The 18,532-nt window shown below is 60.1% G+C and carries 19 protein-coding genes and 1 pseudogene; 9 read left to right on the forward strand and 11 right to left on the reverse strand.

The genetic code is table 11. The features are described 5' to 3' along the window. A partial coding sequence (locus FQ185_RS24080; protein ID WP_141228961.1) for a transposase occupies nt 1-121 on the forward strand: 121 nt, incomplete at its 5' end. Nucleotides 122-149: 28 nt separating this feature from the next. Here FQ185_RS24080 and FQ185_RS24085 read toward each other — a convergent pair. Next, a complete protein-coding gene (locus tag FQ185_RS24085) occupies nt 150-614 on the reverse strand; it encodes a glycine zipper 2TM domain-containing protein (RefSeq protein ID WP_017336812.1) in 465 nt (154 codons plus the stop codon). A 168-nt stretch (nt 615-782) separates the two neighbouring features. On the opposite strand from FQ185_RS24085, the gene FQ185_RS24090 reads away from it, so the two are divergent. Beyond that, entirely contained in the window at nt 783-1,019 is a 237-nt protein-coding gene (locus tag FQ185_RS24090) for a hypothetical protein (RefSeq protein ID WP_149419606.1), read from the forward strand. Nucleotides 1,020-1,024: 5 nt separating this feature from the next. Here FQ185_RS24090 and pdxH read toward each other — a convergent pair whose 3' ends face one another. The 5 genes from pdxH to dinG form a co-directional block, all read right to left on the reverse strand. After that, a complete protein-coding gene (gene pdxH / locus FQ185_RS24095; RefSeq protein WP_149419607.1) occupies nt 1,025-1,672 on the reverse strand; it encodes a pyridoxamine 5'-phosphate oxidase in 648 nt (215 codons plus the stop codon). Nucleotides 1,673-1,696: 24 nt separating this feature from the next. Next, nucleotides 1,697-2,812 carry an OmpA family protein gene (locus FQ185_RS24100; RefSeq protein ID WP_149419608.1) on the reverse strand — a complete coding sequence of 372 codons (1,116 nt, stop codon included), beginning with the start codon at nt 2,810-2,812 and terminating at the stop codon, nt 1,697-1,699. Between the two features lie 115 nt (nt 2,813-2,927). Then, complete coding sequence (locus FQ185_RS24105) at nt 2,928-4,073, reverse strand: serine hydrolase domain-containing protein (RefSeq protein ID WP_149419609.1); 1,146 nt, start codon at nt 4,071-4,073, stop codon at nt 2,928-2,930. Nucleotides 4,074-4,289: 216 nt separating this feature from the next. After that, nucleotides 4,290-6,806, reverse strand: a complete 2,517-nt coding sequence (locus FQ185_RS24110; RefSeq protein WP_149419610.1) for a beta-galactosidase — start codon at nt 6,804-6,806, stop codon at nt 4,290-4,292. Between the two features lie 96 nt (nt 6,807-6,902). After that, nucleotides 6,903-9,047: an ATP-dependent DNA helicase DinG gene (gene dinG / locus FQ185_RS24115; RefSeq protein WP_149419611.1), complete on the reverse strand. Its 2,145-nt coding sequence runs from the start codon at nt 9,045-9,047 to the stop codon at nt 6,903-6,905. Nucleotides 9,048-9,146: 99 nt separating this feature from the next. Here dinG and FQ185_RS24120 point away from each other — a divergent pair, with 99 nt between their 5' ends. Next, nucleotides 9,147-9,611 (forward strand): CopD family protein, encoded by a 465-nt coding sequence (locus tag FQ185_RS24120; RefSeq protein ID WP_149419612.1) that lies wholly within the window; start codon nt 9,147-9,149, stop codon nt 9,609-9,611. Between the two features lie 49 nt (nt 9,612-9,660). Here the strand turns inward: FQ185_RS24120 and FQ185_RS24125 are convergent. The 4 genes and pseudogenes from FQ185_RS24125 to FQ185_RS24140 form a co-directional block, all read right to left on the reverse strand. Further along, nucleotides 9,661-10,418: pseudogene (locus FQ185_RS24125) on the reverse strand (collagen-like protein). Beyond that, on the reverse strand, nt 10,411-10,686 hold the full coding sequence (locus FQ185_RS24130) for a DUF1145 domain-containing protein (RefSeq protein WP_149419613.1): 276 nt from the start codon (nt 10,684-10,686) through the stop codon (nt 10,411-10,413). The pseudogene FQ185_RS24125 and the gene FQ185_RS24130 overlap by 8 nt, the downstream one beginning before the upstream one ends. A 148-nt stretch (nt 10,687-10,834) precedes the next feature. Next, nucleotides 10,835-11,548: an OmpA family protein gene (locus FQ185_RS24135; RefSeq protein ID WP_149419614.1), complete on the reverse strand. Its 714-nt coding sequence runs from the start codon at nt 11,546-11,548 to the stop codon at nt 10,835-10,837. A 91-nt stretch (nt 11,549-11,639) separates the two neighbouring features. After that, on the reverse strand, nt 11,640-12,335 hold the full coding sequence (locus FQ185_RS24140; protein ID WP_149419615.1) for an OmpA family protein: 696 nt from the start codon (nt 12,333-12,335) through the stop codon (nt 11,640-11,642). 190 nt (nt 12,336-12,525) lie between these two features. Here FQ185_RS24140 and FQ185_RS24145 point away from each other — a divergent pair, with 190 nt between their 5' ends. Genes FQ185_RS24145 through FQ185_RS24160 form a run of 4 tightly spaced genes read left to right on the forward strand, consistent with a single transcriptional unit; the run spans nt 12,526 to nt 14,262 of the window. Further along, nucleotides 12,526-13,023: a DUF6231 family protein gene (locus FQ185_RS24145; RefSeq protein ID WP_149419616.1), complete on the forward strand. Its 498-nt coding sequence runs from the start codon at nt 12,526-12,528 to the stop codon at nt 13,021-13,023. 3 nt (nt 13,024-13,026) lie between these two features. Then, nucleotides 13,027-13,503: a YchJ family protein gene (locus FQ185_RS24150; protein ID WP_149419617.1), complete on the forward strand. Its 477-nt coding sequence runs from the start codon at nt 13,027-13,029 to the stop codon at nt 13,501-13,503. Nucleotides 13,504-13,561: 58 nt separating this feature from the next. Then, the gene (locus FQ185_RS24155) at nt 13,562-14,056 is read left to right on the forward strand and encodes an LEA type 2 family protein (protein WP_149419618.1); all 495 of its coding nucleotides are present in this window, start codon (nt 13,562-13,564) and stop codon (nt 14,054-14,056) included. After that, complete coding sequence (locus FQ185_RS24160) at nt 14,053-14,262, forward strand: SEC-C metal-binding domain-containing protein (protein WP_064676164.1); 210 nt, start codon at nt 14,053-14,055, stop codon at nt 14,260-14,262. Before FQ185_RS24155 ends, FQ185_RS24160 begins: the two co-directional genes overlap by 4 nt. 149 nt (nt 14,263-14,411) lie before the next feature. Here the strand turns inward: FQ185_RS24160 and FQ185_RS24165 are convergent, their stop codons facing one another. Beyond that, nucleotides 14,412-14,963, reverse strand: coding sequence for a cysteine hydrolase family protein (locus tag FQ185_RS24165; protein WP_149419722.1), 552 nt, complete (start codon nt 14,961-14,963; stop codon nt 14,412-14,414). A gap of 144 nt (nt 14,964-15,107) precedes the next feature. On the opposite strand from FQ185_RS24165, the gene FQ185_RS24170 reads away from it, so the two are divergent. Further along, nucleotides 15,108-15,752, forward strand: coding sequence for a glutathione binding-like protein (locus tag FQ185_RS24170; RefSeq protein ID WP_149419619.1), 645 nt, complete (start codon nt 15,108-15,110; stop codon nt 15,750-15,752). Between the two features lie 223 nt (nt 15,753-15,975). Beyond that, the gene (locus FQ185_RS24180) at nt 15,976-18,426 is read left to right on the forward strand and encodes a penicillin acylase family protein (protein WP_149419621.1); all 2,451 of its coding nucleotides are present in this window, start codon (nt 15,976-15,978) and stop codon (nt 18,424-18,426) included. The last annotated feature ends 106 nt before the right edge of the window (nt 18,427-18,532 follow it).

Genomic DNA, 18,532 nt, shown 5'->3' on the forward strand with positions numbered 1-18,532 from the left:
CACTGGTCAGTTGGAAGGAATAAACAATCGAATAAAGGTCATCAAGCGGATGGCGTACGGTTACCGGGATAGCGAATTCTTTTTCATGAAGATCAAGAGCGTCTTTCCCGGTAATCCGTGATGAACCTTTTTTTTACCCGTATTCCCGCTTAATGCGAAACGCGGCTAGTCCCATCAACAGTAGCAATCCGCACCCGCTCACCCACACGGAACACTTCATTCTCCTGAACCTGTTGCACGTAGGCGCGCATGCTGCCGTCGTCTTCGCGAACGGTGATTTCCACGCCTTGGGCGCGGGTCAGACCTTCTTCTGTGGCCGAGCCGATCAGGCCGCCAGCGACGGCGCCGATAACGGCAGCAACGATGCTGCCGCGACCGCCACCGATAGCGCTGCCGCCAACACCGCCAACCGCCGCACCGGCAAGGCCGCCGATCGGGGTTTTGGTACCTTCGATTTTGACCGGTCGCAGCGATTCGATGGTGCCCATGCGAACGGTCTGCACGCGACGCGCTTCGTCACGGGAGTAAGAGTCACCGGTCAGGCTGGACTGGCAACCCGTGAGCAACATCGCCATCGTGGAAAAAGAAGCAACCAGCAGAACAGACTTACGCATAGCATCAACTCCAAAGGACAGGTATTCATTAAACTCCGCAGCTTGACGCCTGTCACGGCCTTGCCCGGATAAAATTGGTTTGATTCAGGCCCGGTACAGACACCTCCACGAACTCACCACACAGTAGCGGCAAATTCCGGAATCTGCGTCGCTGCCCCAAGGATTGTCATGGATTACTTCATCATTGTCGTCACTACCGTTGCCGGATTGTATTTCCACTGGTGGCTATACGTTCGGATCAAACGCTGGATGGACCGCGATCTGGCGTTGGCTCTGGCGGGTAAAGACGAGCAGAAAAAGGCTTTCATGCTCCAGCAACTGGCGAACGCTCAAGCGCAGAAGATCAAGCGCCGAGACCTGCCCCAGTGGCTTGAAGCCGCTGCGGCAGGTTATCCCAATCGGTAGACGGCTTAAGGTGCCAGACGTTCAAGAACCCAGTCGGCGCCCTGAAAGCGGTAGTTGAGGCGATCATGCAGGCGGCTCGGACGGCCTTGCCAGAACTCGATGCGCTCCGGTAACAAACGGTAACCACCCCAGTGCTCAGGGCAATGAGGTTGCGTGTCGCTGAAACGTTGCTCGGTGTTCTTGAGCAGCGCTTCCAGCTCGGCACGATCGGCGATCACCCGGCTCTGGGGCGATGCCCAGGCACCGAGACGACTGCCCAGTGGACGAACCTGGAAGTAGGCGTCGGATTCTTCAGGCGTAACCTTCACCACCCGCCCTTCGATGCGCACCTGGCGCTCCAGGGCTGGCCAGAAAAAGGTCATGGCCGCGAACGGATTCGCGGCCAGATGCTGGCCCTTGGCGCTGTCGTAGTTGGTGAAGAAGGTGAAGCCCTGCTCGTCCAGCCCCTTGAGCAGCAGAATGCGGCAATGCGGCCGTCCGTCCTGATCGGCGGTGGCCAGGGTCATGGCATTGGCCTCCACCGGCGGTTGCTCGGTTTTCACCGCGTCGGCAAACCACTGATGGAACAACCCGAATGGCTCGGCCGGGGCTTGTGCCTCGGTCAGGCCATCACGGGTGTAGTCGCGACGCATATCAGCCAGGCCCTGGGTCATGGTGCATTCCTTTTGGTTAACGAATCACTTCTTTGTGGCGTCAGCGGCGGCGACTTTTTTCGAGTCGGTAGCGGCTTTGGCCGGAGCAGTCTTTTTCGCTGGCGTCGCGGTTTTAGCAGGCGCCTTCTTGGCTGGAGCTTTAGCGGCTTTTTTGGCCGGCGCCTTTTTCGCTGCAGGTACATCCGCTTTTTTCGCGGCTGGCGCTGGCGTAACAGGCTTGACCACTGGCTTGACGTCCTGGGCTGCAACCAAGCGCACTGGCGCCGGAGCCGGCATGTTGTACTTGCTCAGCAACGCGACCATGGTGTTTTGCGGAGTCACCAGCAGTTCGACACGACGGTTCAAGGCTCGGCCTTCATTGCTGTCGTTGGCAGCACGCGGGGCTTCGCCGCCCATGCCGCGCAGCATCAGACGATCACGCTGCAGACCGCTGAGACGGAAAATGGCGGCCACGGCTTGGGCGCGTTCCTGGCTCAGTTTCACGTTGGTCGGTGCGGCACCCGACGTATCGCTGTGACCCAGTACCAGCACGGCCGTTTTCGGATCGACTTCGAGGATTTTCGCGACGCGAGTGAACGGGCCAAGGGTCACCGGCAACAGCATGGACGGACGATCCGGGTTGAACGAACCTTCTACTGGCGCTGTGACCACCAAGACGTTTTCACGACGCTCGAGTTGCAGATTGCTGTCCTTGATCGCCGCGCGCAGACGCGGTTCATAGTCGTCGAGCCAGGCTTGGGTGACCTTCGGATCTGGCATTGGCACGACTTTGGCGGTGCTTTGCTCCTTGCCACCGAACGGCCACCACCACTTGCCGCCTTCAGCGGCCTCAGCCTTGGCCACTTCGACAGGTTTGACTTCAGGTTTTACCTCTGGTTTTTTGTCGAGGACTTCCTCCGAGCCAAACGGCCAATACCAAGGGCTGGAGCTTTCAGTCTTGGCCACCGGCGCGGTGGCGGCAGGCTTGAGCGGGGCCGGAGCGGGAGTTGGAGACGGGCCTTTAGCCGGGTCTTTGGCTGCAACTTTGTCGGAGGAATCGAACGGCCACCAGCTGCCGCCGTCTGCATCATTTTTTGGGGTCTGTGCACAACCGGTGATAGCGAAGCACAGGGCCAAGGCGAGGGTTTGTTTGGTTGACATAGTTATCCACAAAAAATGAAGTAATGAAAAAATCAGACCGGACAGGCCCGCATAAACAGACGCTTTGAAACCAAAAAGGCCTTCAGGTTCCGGTTCTGGAACCTTTAAGCGGGTTTTACAGACAAGTGGCCAGTACTCGCACAAGCTTTTGTGCGCGCGGATCCATCAAGACGTACGGCCCCAACGTATTTGTCACAAAGCCAAAGGCGACATCGTGTTCCGGGTCAGCAAAACCGATTGAGCCGCCAGCGCCAGGATGGCCAAACGCCCGAGGGCCAAGGCCGTAGGTCGCATTGGGAACATCCGGTTGATCGAGCATGCAACCCAGGCCGAAACGGGTCCGGGTCAGTAATGTCTTGTCCTCGCCGAGGCTGTGTTCGCGCGTCAGCTCGTCGAGCATTTCGCTTTCCAGCAGGCTGCCGTCGAGCAGACCGGCATAGAACCCGGCCAGGCTACGGGCATTGCCGTGGCCATTAGCAGCCGGCTGCTGCATCCGCCGCCACTCGGGTTTGTTGGTGCTGGTCATGATCGACGGCGGATTGGTGAAAGCCCGGGTCGTCATGGCCGTCGGCTCGCGCATCGTCACTTGCAGCAAGCGCTGGGCCGCGGCATCGCCGACGTTACCCTTGCCACGGGCGATGTGCGCCACGCGATGGAACTCTTCGTCCGCCAGGCCGACGTGAAAATCCAGCCCCAAAGGTTTCGCTATCCGCGCCACGATGGATTCACCCGGCCCGCGACCGTCGGCACGACGCAGCAATTCGCCGACCAGCCAGCCGTAGGTGATCGCCGCATAACCGTGGCCTTGACCGGGCGTCCACCAAGGCGTTTCAGCCGCCAGGGCGTCAACCATGGTTTGCCAGTCGTAAAGGGCTTCCGGGGTCAGCAATTCGCGCAGCGCCGGCAGACCGGCCTGATGGCAGAGCAATTGACGCAAGGTGACGGATTCCTTGCCGGCAGCGGCGAACTCGGGCCAGTAGCGGGCAACCGGCGCATCGAGTTGCAGCTTGCCTTCGGCCACCAGTTGCAGGGCGGTGACGGCGGTGAAAGTCTTGGTGCAGGAAAACAGGTTGGCAATGGTGTCGCTATGCCAGGTCTCAAGGCCATCCTTGTCGGCGGTACCGGCCCAGAGGTCGAGGACGGTTTCACCGCCGATCTGAATGCACAACGCTGCGCCACGCTCCTGAGGATCGTCGAACAGCGCCGCGAAAGCTTCGCGCACCGCTTCGAACTTAAGCTCGTAATGACCCTGAATCTGCACCCGCAACTCCCTCGGATAAACGTTCTACAAAGTGGCCGCATTGTTCCAGCCATTGAAGGTTTTGGAAACAGGGGCGGGCTGGGCGGTCGGTCGCCCATGGATTGGATCAGAAACTTGTGGTGCCTTGGCGGACGCCTTCGCGAGCAGGCTCGCGCCCACAGAACGTTGCGGGCGCGAGCCTGCTCGAGATGAACGATAACGCGGTCTCAGATGATGTTAATGGCCATTCCCGGAATGCCCACTCGCATGGCCAGCGCCCTGCCCTGCGCCTTTGCCGGCGTCGCCTTTTCTGCCGCCCTCGGCTTCGTGGCGGGCTTTGTCCGCTTCGGCCCTGGCCTTTTCGGCTTCCTTGCCGAGCTGATCGACGGTCAGCAAATTACTCTTGCGCACGCTGTCGACGAAACCCTGGAACGGTAGATCGGTAATACCCACCAGACCAAAGTGACCGTTTTCGCCATCCATCAGACGCCCGGTCACCGGTTGATCGAGGTACTGGAACCAGTGCACCCCGACGATCGACGGTTCACTCATCGCCTGTTTGAGGAAATTGGCGTAGGCCGGGGCGCGGTCTTCTTCCTTCGCCAACTGCGTCACACCACCCCAGAACGGGCCGCGATCTGCCGAGCCGAAGTTGAACTCGGTAATCAGCACCGGTTTGTCCAGACTGCGCAATTTGGCGAAGTCGTAACCGTCCTGAGGTTGCAAGGTATACATGTTGAAGCTCATCACGTCGCAATACTGCGCGCAGGACTCCACCGCTTCCGGCGTGCTGATGGCGAACCGGCCGCCCAGCAACAGCTGATTTGGCGCGTGCCACTTGAGCGAGTCGGAGATGGTTTTGAAGTACGTATCGGCAAAGACTTTCTGGAAGTATTTGAAGTCGGCTTCGATTTCCGGGTGTTCGGCGCTGGGCATTGGCGGCACGAAGCCCGGATCTTCCATCAATTCCCAGGCTAACAAGTCAATCCCCCAGGCTTTGGAAAGGCCCGCCTGATTGCGGTATTTGTCTCGAAGCTGCTTGAGGAACGCGCGTTTGGCCGGCACGTCGGTGGTCATTTTCAAGGTGCCGTAGGCCAGGGCGTAGCGGGCTTTCGGGTCGTCGCCGGGGCCGGCCCAGGCCAGTTCGTTGTCGGCGAAGTAACCGATCAGCCACGGATCGTCGCGATGGTCACGGGCGGCAATAGCCACAGCACGCTCGGTGGCCATGGCGAAACGCGGATCGAACGGGTCAGGCATACCGCCCCACCAGTCGGTGCCGGTGCTGATGCTGGCGTAATCACCGACGATCGACAGCGGTAAGGTGTAGGGCACGCGGTCCGCATTGGCCAGCGCCGGAGCGCTCCAGTTGCCGATGGTATTGAAGCCCCAGGCTTGCAGGCGATCAAGGGTGTGGCTGGCCCAGCGTTGTTCATCAACAACCGTTTTGCAGGGTTCGACAGGTGTTTGTGGTTGCTCAGCCGTTTTTGCGGCTGTCGCGTCGACTGCACCGGTCTTGGCGGCTTCCGCGACACCGGATTCGGCAGTCGAAGGAACGACAGGTTGCTCAGCGGCCTTCTCGACTGTCGCCTCAGCGGCATCGGTCTTGGCGGCTTCGGCGACGCCGGCTTTGGTGTCGCTGCCCAACGCACAAGGTTCGCCATAGACGCGCTGCAAGTTGGCACCGTAGAAGTCATACCAGCGACCGGCGTTATAGCCACGGCCCTGATCGGCGCCGTTGCCGCCACGGTTGTCGCCTTCGCCAAAGTGGTTGGCCAGCGCCTCGTCGGGTTTTGGCAAGGACTCGAACATCCACTCGCGACCGGCGACGTAGGTCTGGTTGACGCTTGGGGTGACGGTGTTGACGCCGAGCGAGTAGAACGGATGCCCTTCTGGCGTCACCAGGTACCAGCGACCATCACGTTTCTCGGTGCGGAAAAAGCCGCTGGCCTTGAACGCCGGGCCTTTGATCCAGCCACCGAACTTGTCCAGGGACGACTTCTTACGTTCGGCAAGCCAGGTTTTCGTTTGCTGTTGTTCCTTGGCTGCGGCGCTTTTGAGTTGCTCGTCGCTGCTGACTTTTTCTGGCCATTTGGCCCGGGTCGATTGACCGTAAGCGTCTACCAGCCCGCCATAAACGGCCTGATTAATAGCCTCGCCGTTCTGCACGCCAAAACGTTCCAGCAGGATGCTCTGGGCGACTTTCGGCTGATCCATCGACAACGTCACCGACACCACTTGGCTGCGATCCAGCTCACCGGCACTGCTGGCCAGCAAAATGCGCTGACCGTCGACCGTCATTGGCATCGGCGGGCCGGCTTTCATCCCCAGGCTCAGCGGCGAACTCGGCTGCAGCGGCACCAGCAGGGTTTGCGCCGGGCCGGCCGGCAAATCGACGCGGCTGATCAACGTCTTGCCGTCGTTGCTCTGGATTTTCACGTACAGGGTCACGGCCCAATTCATTGCGCTCTGGATCCGCAGACTCATGACGCCCGACTGCGACCAGTCCCAGGCTCCGGTTTGCGGGGTCAGGCGCAAGGTCGGCTGGGCGACAGGATTGAAGGTCACCCGGCGCAGCACTTCACCTTCGGCCGTTTGCTCGGCGTTGGATTGCGGCAGGCTGGCGTCCTGAGTCGCCACCTGGACCACATCAGCGGGGCGCACAAAGTTGAACAGTGTTTGTTGGCTGGCAGGAGCCGCCAGCAAAGGAGCTGCGAACATCAGGGCAAAAACAGCGGGCAACGAACGGCGAATCATAGGAACGAGGTTCTCCCTAACGACCTTCAAAGGGTCAGTGGAAAAGCGATGGTTGAGAGATAGACAACGGGTTGGGCAAAAATGCCCAGCCCTGTTTCAGGAAATTTCACGACGGAATGGCGGCAACGCATTGAGGATCGCCTTGCCATAACGCTGGGTGACCAGACGCCGGTCGAGCAAGGTGATGGTGCCGCGGTCTTCTTCAGTGCGCAGCAAACGACCGCAGGCCTGGACGAGTTTGAGCGAGGCGTCCGGCACGGAGATCTCCATGAACGGATTGCCGCCACGGGCCTCGATCCACTCGGCCAAAGCCGCTTCGACCGGATCATCGGGCACCGAGAATGGAATCTTCGCGATCACCACATGCTCGCAATACGCACCGGGCAAGTCGACACCTTCAGCGAAACTCGCGAGGCCGAACAACACGCTGGAATCTCCGCCATCGACCCGTGCCTTGTGCTTGTTCAGGGTTTCCTGTTTCGACAGGTTGCCTTGAATGAACACTTGCTTGCGCCAGTCGCGGTCCAGACCGTCGAACACGTCCTGCATCTGTTTACGCGAGGAGAACAGCACCAGCGTACCGCGCGAACCTTCCACCAGTTGTGGCAGGTCACGGATGATCGCCGCGGTGTGGGCCGGCGCATCACGCGGATCGGCTTTCAGGTCCGGCACTCGCAGCACGCCAGCATCAGCGTGATGGAACGGGCTCGGGACCACGGCGGTCACGGCTTTTTTTGGCAGGCCGGCGCGCATGCGGAAACGGTCGAAAGTACCGAGCGCCGTCAACGTGGCCGAGGTCACCAAAGCGCCATAAGCCACGTTCCACAGATTGCGACGGAGCATTTCCGCCGCGAGGATCGGACTGGCGTTGACCTCGATGTCGAACAGCGAACCGCTTTCGGCCAGGGTCAGCCAGCGAGCCATCGGCGGGTTGTCTTCCGGGTCTTCGGCGGTGAACGCGGTCCACAACTCCCAATTGCCCGAGGAACGCGACAACAGACTGCCGAACAACGGATACCACTCTTCGGCCTGGTTGCTGGCGATGCCGATGTTGACCTCGCCGTCCATGCCTTCCTTGAGCAGCTCGGTGAGGCGAGTGAACAGATCGGTCAGGCGAGCGAAGGCTTTTTTCAGCTCGACGCCCATCTCGCGCATGTGCTCGGGAATCACCCCACCGACGAAACGGTGACGCGGCCGCTCGCGACCTTCGACGTCTTCACCGGGTTTGAAATCGGCGACCTGCTCGCAGGCGCTGAACATGAATTGCTGCTGGGTTTTGATCTCTCGCGCCAGTTCCGGCACCTGTTCGATCAACTTGCCCAGATCGCCCGGCAGCGGGTGCTGGGCCAGCAGCTTGGTGAGATTCTTGGCGGTGGTTTCCAGCCAGTCGGCGGTGGAGCGCAGGCGTGTGTAGTGGGCGAAGTGGCCGATGGCCTTGTCCGGCAGGTGGTGCCCTTCGTCGAACACGTAGATCGTGTCGCGCGGGTCCGGCAGTACGGCGCCGCCGCCCAACGCCAGATCGGCCAGAACCATGTCGTGGTTGGTGACGATCACGTCGACCTTGCCCATGCCTTCGCGGGCCTTGTAGAAGGCGCACTGGCCGAAGTTCGGGCAGTGACGGTTGGTGCACTGGCTGTGATCGGTGGTCAGGCGCGCCCAATCGGCGTCTTCCAGGGCGGTGGACCAGCTGTCGCGGTCGCCGTCCCATTTATTGCCGGCCAGCTTTTCGATCATGCTGGTGAACAGCTTTTGACTGGCCTCATCGACCTCGATCTTGAAGCCTTCTTCTTCAAACAGCTGCGCCGTGGCGGTTTGCGCGTGGCCTTCCTGGAGCAACATGTCGAGCTTGGACAGGCACATGTAGCGCCCGCGGCCCTTGGCCAGGGCGAAGCTGAAATTCAGCCCGCTGTTGCGCATCAGGTCGGGCAAATCCTTGTAGACGATCTGCTCTTGCAGGGCCACGGTGGCCGTGGCGATCACCAGACGTTTGCCGGCGGCCTTGGCGGTAGGAATCGCCGCCAGGCTGTAGGCCACGGTTTTACCGGTACCGGTGCCGGCTTCCACCGCGACAATCGCGGGGTCGCCACTGCGCCGGCCTTCGTCGTCGGTGTCGATGTCACCGAGGACTTTGGCAATTTCGGCAATCATCAGGCGTTGGCCGTAGCGCGGTTTGAGGCTCTTGGCTTCAAGAAAACGCGAGTAGGCGCCCTGGATCGTGGTTTTGAGTTCGGTGCTGATCATGGATTGTCGGGCGCAAAAAACGCTGGATAAATTTTCAGTGGTTCGGATCGGCGGCTATCATACCGCGCTAATTAATCCCGCGCAGAACGGAGTAACCCAATGACACCCTTTGGCCTTGTTTATACCCTGCATGTACTGTCAGCCCTAGTGTGGGTCGGCGGAATGTTTTTCGCCTGGATGGTCTTGCGCCCCGCGGCAATGAAGGCTTTGGAAGGCCCTGCCCGTTTGCAGTTGTGGGTAGAAGTGTTTCAGGGTTTTTTCCGCTGGGTCTGGGTCGCGGTGGTGTTGTTGCCGATCAGCGGCGTGGGCATGATTCATTTGCAGTACAGCGGTTTTGAAGCGGCACCGCGGTATGTGCAGGTAATGATGGGGTTGTACGTGGTGATGACCGCGCTGTTTATCCGGATTCAGGCGTTGTTATTGCCGGAGTTGCGCACGGCAGTGGCGGCGCAGGACTGGCCGACCGGGGCTGCTACGCTTGGGAAAATTCGCAAGTTGGTGGGGATTAACCTGATTGTCGGGTTGGTGCTGGTGGCGATCGCTGCGGCTCGGCCGATGTTTTAGGGCTTCATGATCGTTCCCACGCAGAGCGTGGGAACGATCAGTTACAGGGTTACAACCTTTGGACGGTCACCGAACCCGCCGCACCCGCAGGTCCGGGCTGGCCGTCAGCACCTGGACGGCCGCTCTTGCCGCCATCGGCCTTGTAGACGAAACAGCCCTTGGCTTTACCGCCCGCCCCCGGCTTGCCGCCAGGCCCCGCGATACCACCGGCACCGCCGGCCACCTGGACCTTGATCTGTTCCGCCGGATAATCACTTGGCACTGCCAACCGTACAGTGCCCCGGGCGCACCCGGTTGGCCGTCGCTGCCATTACTGCCATCGGCACCGCGACCGGCCTGGCCCCACGTGCAACCCGGTGGCTGACCGTTGGCGCCGTCGAGGCCGACGAATCCCGGCGCACCCGCACCACCGCGCGCGTCTACCAACAATTGCGGCGCGCTTAGTGCTTTGATCTGCACATTCAAATTGCGCCCGGAGCGGGCAGCCTTGAGGTAAGTCCCCGGCGCACCTCGAGCCGTGATCTGGCTGCCTTCAGACAACTCTGCACGACTGACCTTCAGCTCCAGCGCCTGTTCGCCCGGCACGATAGCGATCCGCGCTTCACGGCCCAGATGCAATTCGCCGATGGTGACTTCGGTCACGTTCGAAGGAATCAGCAACGTGCCGTAATCGGCGACTTCCAGGCGTTCCAGCTGCAAAGTGCTGGCGGTGTTGGGCAAGCGCATCAGCGAGTTGGTTTCGACGCTCACCACCTGTGCGCAGGCCAATGGGCTGATGAGTGCGGCAAGCAGACAGAGTTTACGCATGGGAAGCCTTAGGTGCGGGAGCCGGGATGGTTTGCAGGTGGAAAACGCCGAAGAAGAGGATCTTCAGGCGATCACGCCAAGGATTGGCGCGACCTCTGAGGCTGCGGAAGCAGAACACCGCCTCAAGCAGATGAAGGGATGCCAACAGAATGCCGGCCAGATCGACCAACAGGCGCAGCGGATTGACAAACGGCATGAGCTGATTGGCCAGCACCACCAGCCAGAACAACAGGGTCAACAGCTTTCCCAGCCCCCAAAACACCTTCATACGCTCCCCCGATGAGAATTATTCTTTGCGCGCACAGTAACGGCTTACACGCGAGATAAGCCAGAGGGCAACAGAAAATTCTTCATGGAGGCCGCCGAAAGGCCGTCGGAGCAACCGCAATCGTTGTCCGATGGCTCTATCACGGGGTTCAGCGATTGATGTGCAATTCCACCCGGCGGTTTTGCGCTCGTCCTTCGTCCGTTTCGTTGTCGGCCACAGGCTGACTTTCGCCCTTGCCTTCACTGGTGAGTTTGTTCGACGCCAGGCCCTGGCTCAACAGGTAGGCCGCCACGCTACTGGCGCGACGTTCCGAGAGTGCCTGGTTATAGGCATCCGTGCCTTGGCTGTCGGTATGACCCACGACCTTGATGCTCACCACATCGGCGTTTTGCAGTTTGGCCATCAGCGAATCCAGCTGACTCTGCGCGGCGGGACTCAGGTCGGACTTGTTGAAGGCAAACAGCACGTCACTGGGCAGGGAGATGACTTCGGGTTGCACAGGTTCGACAGGTTTTACGCTGACCGGGTACTGCGGCAACGGACAACCGTGATGCTCGACAGGTGTATTGGCGGGCGTATCAGAGCAACGATCACGTCGATCGAAGACGCCATCGTCGTCTTCATCGCCATCCTGGGCGTAACAGATCAAGCCGCCGGACAAGATTCCGAGCGCTGCTCCGCCGGCCGCCCAACCGCTACTTTGCAGAGCGCCCAGACCTCCACCGACCAGTCCGCCAATGACGCTGCAGATCGGCCAGGTACGTTGATTGAGGGGGGCAGTGCCATCGCTGTGAGTAGCGCAGCCGGTCAACAGGCTGCCAAGCAGCAGAACCGGCAAGACGGTCCTTGTGAGTACGCTCATGGTGAAAGCTCCTGTATTACCGGCCAATACCGGTTACACAGGAGTAAAGACCCGCATCCGCGACTGCACAAGCCGCGGAGCGCGCGGGGGGTTAGCGGTTGATTTTGATTTCCGTGCGACGGTTCAGCGCACGGCCGTCAGCGGTTTTGTTATCGGCTACCGGCTGGCTTTCACCGGCACCGGCCACGGACACGAAGCTGCTGCGTGGTACGCCTTGGGAAATCAGATAATCCACGACAGAGTGGGCGCGTTTATCCGACAGTTTCTGGTTGTAGGCATCACTGCCCACGCTGTCGGTATGACCGGTCACGGTCAATTGGGCTGAGGCGGCTTCCTGTTTCAGGCGCGTGGCGATGGTGTTGAGCACATCTTTATCAGAAGGGGTCAGCGTGGCTTTGTCGAACTGGAAGTGCACATCGCGGATGACAATGACTTCTTCCTTGACGACAACGGCCTCTTCGACCACTGGCGCAGGCACGGGTGGAGGGCAACCATCGGCATCGACCTGCACGCCTCTAGGCGTACCCGGGCACTTGTCGCGGCTGTCCGGTACACCATCGCCGTCTTCATCGCCATCACCGTGAACCCAGCAATAGGCCGCAGCCGTGCCGCCGACGATCAACGCGCCATACCCTGCCCATGCCGAGCTCTCGGTCGCGCCGAGACCTGCACCCACGACACCACCGACCGCCGCACAGGTCGGCCAGTCGGTTTTCTGCAAACCTGCGCAACCAGTCAACACACTGGTTAGCAGAACCAAGGGTAATGCTGTGCGAACTATGCTCATCTAGTTTTCTCCTGAGGGGATCGGCTTAGAACCGATTCAGGTAGTAAAGACCCGAGTTTTAATCTCCGCCAGCAATAGGCCACGGCTGTTTTACCCCGTATTCACGGCAGATCGGCGATTTTGGCTGAATGCCGCTCTAGGCCCGGACGTTTGGGCAGGCTAGTCTTGGCGCTCTGATTGAGGATCTTTGATGATTGCAGGTATTTCTTCGCGCACGCCCCAGCAGGCGTTGGCCGCATTGCTTGATCGTTACGCCCCCGCGCGTCTGCTGCTGATAGGCGCCAGTGAGTTTCCCGCGCTGGAAGCCTTCAAACTCGCGCACCCGGACACTAGTGTCGCCTTCGCTGCACCCGGGCCATTGCCTGTCGAACTGGCGGCACGACGGTTCGACCTGGCGCTGGTGGTCGATTGCCTGGAACATTTACCCAAGCGCGATGGCCTGAACCTGTTAGGCGGGATCCGAAACCTCAATGCCAGTCGCATTGCGGTACTCGCGGATTTACCGGCAAGCGGCTGGCAGGAGACCGATTTTTTCTCCCTGGCCCTGCAAGCCAGCGAACGCTTCCAGCGCGACGATCAAGTGCTGACGCTGTTCACCTATGATCTGCTTGACTACAAACAGGTACCCGATTGGCTCAACTCACGGTTTTGGGCCAATCCGGAAAACTTCGGGAAATACTGGTGGTAACGCATGAGTACATCTATTTGCCCTTGCGGCAGCGGCACCCTGCTCGATGCCTGCTGCGGTCATTACCACGCCGGACATCCGGCGCCCTGCGCAGAAGCCTTGATGCGTTCGCGCTACAGCGCTTATGTGCTGGGGCTGATCGACTATCTGGTGGCGACCACCCTGCCCGCGCAACAGACGGGTCTGGATCGTCAGTCCATCAGCGACTGGAGCGCCCAAAGCACCTGGCTGGGTCTTGAGGTGGAAAGCTCCGAAGTGCTCGGCGGTCAGCCGGAACACGCCTTCGTGACCTTCACCGCGCGCTGGCATGACGGCAGCGGCGAGCACAGCCACCGCGAGCGTTCATCGTTTGTTCAGAACGCCGGGCATTGGTACTTCATCGACCCCACCGTACAACTCAAGGCCGGGCGCAACGACGCATGCCCTTGCGCCAGCGGACAGAAATTCAAGAAGTGTTGCGCGGGGTATTTCGGCAGTTGAGTGACCTGTAGCAACTGCCGAAGGCTGCGTTCGGCTGCTACAAGGGAGGAACATCACCATGGCCACCCAACGGCGCGCCTTACAGATGTTTGCCTTGCTCCTGTTTCTCGGGCTCGGCGGCTGTGCGTCATGGTTCAGCGACGATGCGCCGGACCCTCAAGTGCATCTGGTCAAGGTCGAAGTCGTCCAGGCCAAACTGATGCAGCAACGATTCCTCCTGCACTTTCGCGTCGACAACCGCAACGACAGTGATCTGACGGTGCGGGGCATTGAGTACCGCATTCACTTGGGCGACATACTGCTGACCGAAGGCGAGCATGAACACTGGTTCACCGTCGGACCCAAGCGCAGTGCCTACTTCAAGGTTCCGATCCGCACCAATCTTTGGCCCAAGGTTCGGGATCTGATGAAAATGCTGAAAAAATCCGATCAACCCATTCCCTATCGTCTGGAAGGTGAACTCGAAACCGGTTTATTCATCGCGCACTACGTGCACCTGGCGCGCAATGGCGTGATAATCCCCGCCGATTTAATTCCGGAGCAAAACCGATGACCCAGCAACCCCATGTCCATGGCCCTGACTGCAATCACGATCATGACCATCACGAACACCATGATCACGACCATGGCCATGTCCACGGCCCGAACTGCGGCCACGCCCACCAGGAACCGGTGCGCAATGCCCTGAAAGACGTCGGCCGCAACGATCCTTGCCCCTGCGGCAATGGCAAAAAATTCAAGAAGTGCCACGGCGCTTGATGCTTCGGGTGGAGATTATCTTCGCCTGTTGAATCGCCTTCGCGAGCAGGCTCGCTCCCACATTTGAATTGCGCCAGGCCCAATTTTGCGGCCACTGCAAATCCTCTGTGGGAGCGGGCTTGCCCGCGAAGAGGCTCTCAAAGTCACCCTCACTTCAGGATCTGCCCAGCGCTCACGACCGTCGCGTATTCGCCCTGTAGATTACCCAGCGACATCGCATGCACTTCCTCGGCTGTATGGGTTTTACCAAAGTAGTCAGCCTTGTCGAAGGTAAAACACGCATCCGCCACGACCCACGTTTCAAACCCCAGATTCCCGGCCGTTCGCGCCGTGGATTCCACTGAGTTGTGGGTCGCTACGCCGACAATGACCAACTGATCGATCCCCGCCTCTCGCAAACTTTTCTCAAGCCCCGTGGCACAAAACGCATCCGGGACCTGCTTCTGAATCAGTTGCTCACCAGTCTGTGGCTGAAACCGCTCCTGAAATTCCACCCCCGATTGTTGCGGCCAGAACACTGAGTCAGGTGAACGGGACAGGTGCTGCACATGAATGACCGGTCGCCCGGTTCGACGCCAATGCGTTAGCAAATCGAGGATCCGCTGCTCGGCCTGAAGATTATTTCGACGACCGAGTTTGGGATGCAGAATGCCCTTTTGTTGATCGATGACGATCAGTGCCGCGTTTGTTTTGAGCTCCATGCCGGTTTTTCTCATGCTGGCCATTGAATTCCCCGCACTTCAGCATCACCTCTTCCTACAGGCAAGCTATCGACGCAAACAGGACGACCTGATGCCGGCGTTTGCTGTCCGCAAGTAACGACGTCTCTTGATTTGGAGTACTCCATGATCGACCTGTATTACTGGACCACCCCCAACGGCCACAAAATCTCGATATTCCTGGAAGAAGCCGGCCTGTCGTACAACGTGCATCCGATCAACATCAGCCAGAACGACCAGTTCAAACCCGACTTTCTGAAAATCTCCCCGAACAACAAAATCCCGGCCATTGTCGATCCCGAACCGGCCGATGGCGGTGAGCCGTTGGCGCTGTTCGAGTCCGGCGCGATTTTGCTGTACCTGGCGGAGAAAACCGGCAAGTTCCTGCCCAAAGACCTGCGCGGTCGCCAGCAAGCACTGCAATGGTTGTTCTGGCAAATGGGCGGGCTGGGGCCGATGGCCGGGCAGAATCATCACTTCAGCCAGTTCGCCCCGGAGAAAATCCCTTACGCGATCAAGCGCTACATCGATGAGACCGCTCGTTTATATGGGGTTCTGGACAAGCAACTGGCGAATAACGACTTTGTCGCCGGCAGCGAGTACAGCATTGCCGACATGGCGATCTACCCGTGGATCGTTTCCCACAAGTGGCAGAGCCAGAACCTGGAAGACTTCCCTAACGTGCTGCGCTGGTTCACTCACATCCAGAACCGCCCGGCGACAGTGAAGGCGTATGCGCTGGTGGCCAAAATCAACCCGCCTAAATCCTGACCCGTTCTCCCGAGCACCCACGCTCTGCGTGGGCGGCCTCGACGGACGCTCTGCGTTCGGCTGTGGATGGCACGCGGAGCGTCCCGGGCTGCATTCCCACGCAGAGCGTGGGAATGATCAGCGACAGACAAATCCTGAAATAACCCGACACCCCGCTTGCGCGGCCTCCTCCTGCTCTCTAACGTAGCGCCTTTAATGACGCTACCCCCGCAGGAGCTTTGCCATGGCCTCGCCAGCCCTCACACATTTTCTTCCCCGGTTCGGCGTTGCCGCAGCAGTGGCCGGTGTTTTGAGCCTGACCGGTTGTCAGACCTGGAACACTCAGGACACCCTCCCGCCGGCCTCCGGCGTGCAGCCGCTCAAGGGCCTGGCGCAGAACGTTTCGATTCGCCGCAATGCCATGGGCATGCCGCTGATCGAAAGTAACAGCTTCCACGACGCGCTGTTCACCCTCGGTTACGTCCACGCCAGCGACCGCATCACGCAAATGGTCACCCTGCGCCTGCTGGCACAGGGCCGTTTGTCGGAGATGTCCGGCTCTGACTTGCTGGACGCTGACCGCTACATGCGCGCCGTCAATCTGAAAAAAAGCGCCGGCGAGCTGTACAAGGCGTCGTCGCCTCGCCTCAAGCGCTTCTTTGAAGTCTATGCGCGCGGGGTCAACGCCTACCTGTTCCGCTACCGCGACAAGTTGCCGGCGGACCTCGCGGCCACCGGCTACAAGCCTGAATACTGGAAGCCAGAAGATTCGGCGCTGATTTTCTGCCTGCTGAACTTCAGCCAATCGGCCAACCTGCCGGAAGAAATTTCCTCGCTGGTGCTGGCCCAGACCGTCACCAGCGACAAACTCGCGTGGCTGTCGCCATCCGCCCCTGACGAAAAACTGCCGCTGGCCGAAAGCGAAAAACTTCAGGGGATCAAGCTCAACGGGCAAATTCCGGGCCTGGCGGAAATCAACAAAGCCACGAGCCAACTGTCGGACCTGAATCTGCTGGGCGCCACGTCATCGAACAACTGGGCGATCGCCCCGCAACGCAGCCGCAGCGGTAAAAGCCTGCTGGCCAGCGACAGCCACGGGTCGCTGGGCGTGCCGTCGTTGTTCAGTTACGTGCAGATTCGCGCGCCGAAATACCAGGCCTCTGGCGTAACCATCGCCGGTTTGCCGATGGTGCTCGGCGGTTTCAACGGCAAAGTGGCGTGGAGCATGACCACCGTCATGGGCGACAACCAGGACCTGTTCCTGGAAAAAATCAAACGCCAGGGCAACGGACTTTCCTACGAGGTCGGCGGCAAGTGGCAGCCGGCAATCGTGCGTAACGAAACCTACTTCGTCAAAGGCCAGCGGCCGATTCGCGAAGTGGTGTACGAAACCCGCCACGGGCCGCTGCTCAACAGTGCCCAAGGCATGACGATGGCCAATGGTTTTGGCCTGGCGTTACAAACGCCGAACTTCACCGATGACAAGACCCTGGATGCGTTTTTCGACCTGTCCCGCGCCCAGACCGTCGAGAAAGCCTCGGATGCCAGCCGCGAAATCCGCGCCATCGCGCTGAACCTGGTATTTGCCGACGCCAGCAACATCGGCTGGCAAGTCACCGGGCGCTACCCGAACCGTCGCGAAGGCGAAGGCCTGTTGCCATCGCCGGGCTGGGAAGGTCGATACGATTGGGACGGATACGCCGACCCGATGCTCCACCCCTATGATCAGGACCCGGCCCAAGGCTGGCTCGGCACCGCCAACCAACGGGTCATTCCCCACGGCTACGGCATGCAGCTGTCCAATTCCTGGTCGGCACCTGAGCGCGGTGAACGCATGGCCGAACTGGCTGGCGTGGGCAAACACGACACGCGCAGCCTGATCGCCATGCAATACGACCAGACCACCACGTTCGCCGCCAAACTGAAGAAAATGTTCGAGGCTCCGGGGATGGCCCAACCGCTCAAGCAGGCCATCGAAGCCTTGCCTGAGGCAGATCGTGGCAAGGCCCGCGAAGCGTATACCCGTTTGATGGCGTTTGACGGCAAGCTCAGCCCGACCTCCGCCGACGCGGCGATCTATGAGCTGTTCCTTCAACAAAGTACCCAGCAGATCTTCCTCGACGAACTGGGTCCGCAAAGCAGCCCGGCGTGGAAAGCCTTTATCGCTAACGGCAAGTTGTCTTACGCGGCTCAGGCCGATCATCTGCTGGGGCGTGAAGACAGTCCGTTCTGGGATGACGCGCGCACGCCGCAGAAAGAAGACAAACCGGCGATCCTCGCCCGCAGCCTGGCGGCGGCGATCAGCACTGGCGACAGTCAGTTGGGCGGTGATCACAAAGCCTGGCAGTGGGGCAAACTGCTCCGCTACGAATGGAAGAATGCCAGTGGCCAGACCGTGCGCGGTCCATTGGCGGCCGGCGGCGATCACACCACGCTCAATACTGCGGCGTTCACCTGGGGTCAGGATTTCAACACCACCCTGGCGCCGGCCATGCGCTTTATCGTCGACTTCGGCCAGGCCGAACCGCTGATGGGCCAGAACAGCACCGGCCAGTCTGGCAACCCGGCCAGCCCGAACTACCTCGACAGCATCGCTCCGTGGCTCAAGGGGCAATACATGAGTTTGCCAATGCAGCCGCAGAACTTTGACAAGGTGTATGGCAAGACGCGGTTGACGCTGACACCCGGCAAGTAACCCCTTTCGCGACTGATCGTTCCCACGCTCTGCGTGGGGAATGCCTCTAGGGACGCGGAGCGTCACGGGCTGTATTCCTTTGCTGCGCATGGGAACGATCAGCGCG

The sequence above is a fragment of the Pseudomonas sp. ANT_H12B genome (assembly GCF_008369325.1).
Lineage (GTDB): Bacteria > Pseudomonadota > Gammaproteobacteria > Pseudomonadales > Pseudomonadaceae > Aquipseudomonas.

Excerpts from the sequence above, each read along its gene's own strand:
- FQ185_RS24085 (WP_017336812.1), bottom strand. The coding sequence starts at position 614 with ATGCGTAAGTCTGTTCTGCTGGTTGCTTCTTTTTCCACGATGGCGATG.
- FQ185_RS24090 (WP_149419606.1), top strand. The coding sequence starts at position 783 with ATGGATTACTTCATCATTGTCGTCACTACCGTTGCCGGATTGTATTTC.
- pdxH (WP_149419607.1), bottom strand. The coding sequence starts at position 1,672 with ATGACCCAGGGCCTGGCTGATATGCGTCGCGACTACACCCGTGATGGC.
- FQ185_RS24100 (WP_149419608.1), bottom strand. The coding sequence starts at position 2,812 with ATGTCAACCAAACAAACCCTCGCCTTGGCCCTGTGCTTCGCTATCACC.
- FQ185_RS24110 (WP_149419610.1), bottom strand. The coding sequence starts at position 6,806 with ATGATTCGCCGTTCGTTGCCCGCTGTTTTTGCCCTGATGTTCGCAGCT.
- dinG (WP_149419611.1), bottom strand. The coding sequence starts at position 9,047 with ATGATCAGCACCGAACTCAAAACCACGATCCAGGGCGCCTACTCGCGT.
- FQ185_RS24120 (WP_149419612.1), top strand. The coding sequence starts at position 9,147 with ATGACACCCTTTGGCCTTGTTTATACCCTGCATGTACTGTCAGCCCTA.
- FQ185_RS24130 (WP_149419613.1), bottom strand. The coding sequence starts at position 10,686 with ATGAAGGTGTTTTGGGGGCTGGGAAAGCTGTTGACCCTGTTGTTCTGG.
- FQ185_RS24135 (WP_149419614.1), bottom strand. The coding sequence starts at position 11,548 with ATGAGCGTACTCACAAGGACCGTCTTGCCGGTTCTGCTGCTTGGCAGC.
- FQ185_RS24140 (WP_149419615.1), bottom strand. The coding sequence starts at position 12,335 with ATGAGCATAGTTCGCACAGCATTACCCTTGGTTCTGCTAACCAGTGTG.
- FQ185_RS24145 (WP_149419616.1), top strand. The coding sequence starts at position 12,526 with ATGATTGCAGGTATTTCTTCGCGCACGCCCCAGCAGGCGTTGGCCGCA.
- FQ185_RS24150 (WP_149419617.1), top strand. The coding sequence starts at position 13,027 with ATGAGTACATCTATTTGCCCTTGCGGCAGCGGCACCCTGCTCGATGCC.
- FQ185_RS24155 (WP_149419618.1), top strand. The coding sequence starts at position 13,562 with ATGGCCACCCAACGGCGCGCCTTACAGATGTTTGCCTTGCTCCTGTTT.
- FQ185_RS24160 (WP_064676164.1), top strand. The coding sequence starts at position 14,053 with ATGACCCAGCAACCCCATGTCCATGGCCCTGACTGCAATCACGATCAT.
- FQ185_RS24165 (WP_149419722.1), bottom strand. The coding sequence starts at position 14,963 with ATGGAGCTCAAAACAAACGCGGCACTGATCGTCATCGATCAACAAAAG.
- FQ185_RS24170 (WP_149419619.1), top strand. The coding sequence starts at position 15,108 with ATGATCGACCTGTATTACTGGACCACCCCCAACGGCCACAAAATCTCG.
- FQ185_RS24180 (WP_149419621.1), top strand. The coding sequence starts at position 15,976 with ATGGCCTCGCCAGCCCTCACACATTTTCTTCCCCGGTTCGGCGTTGCC.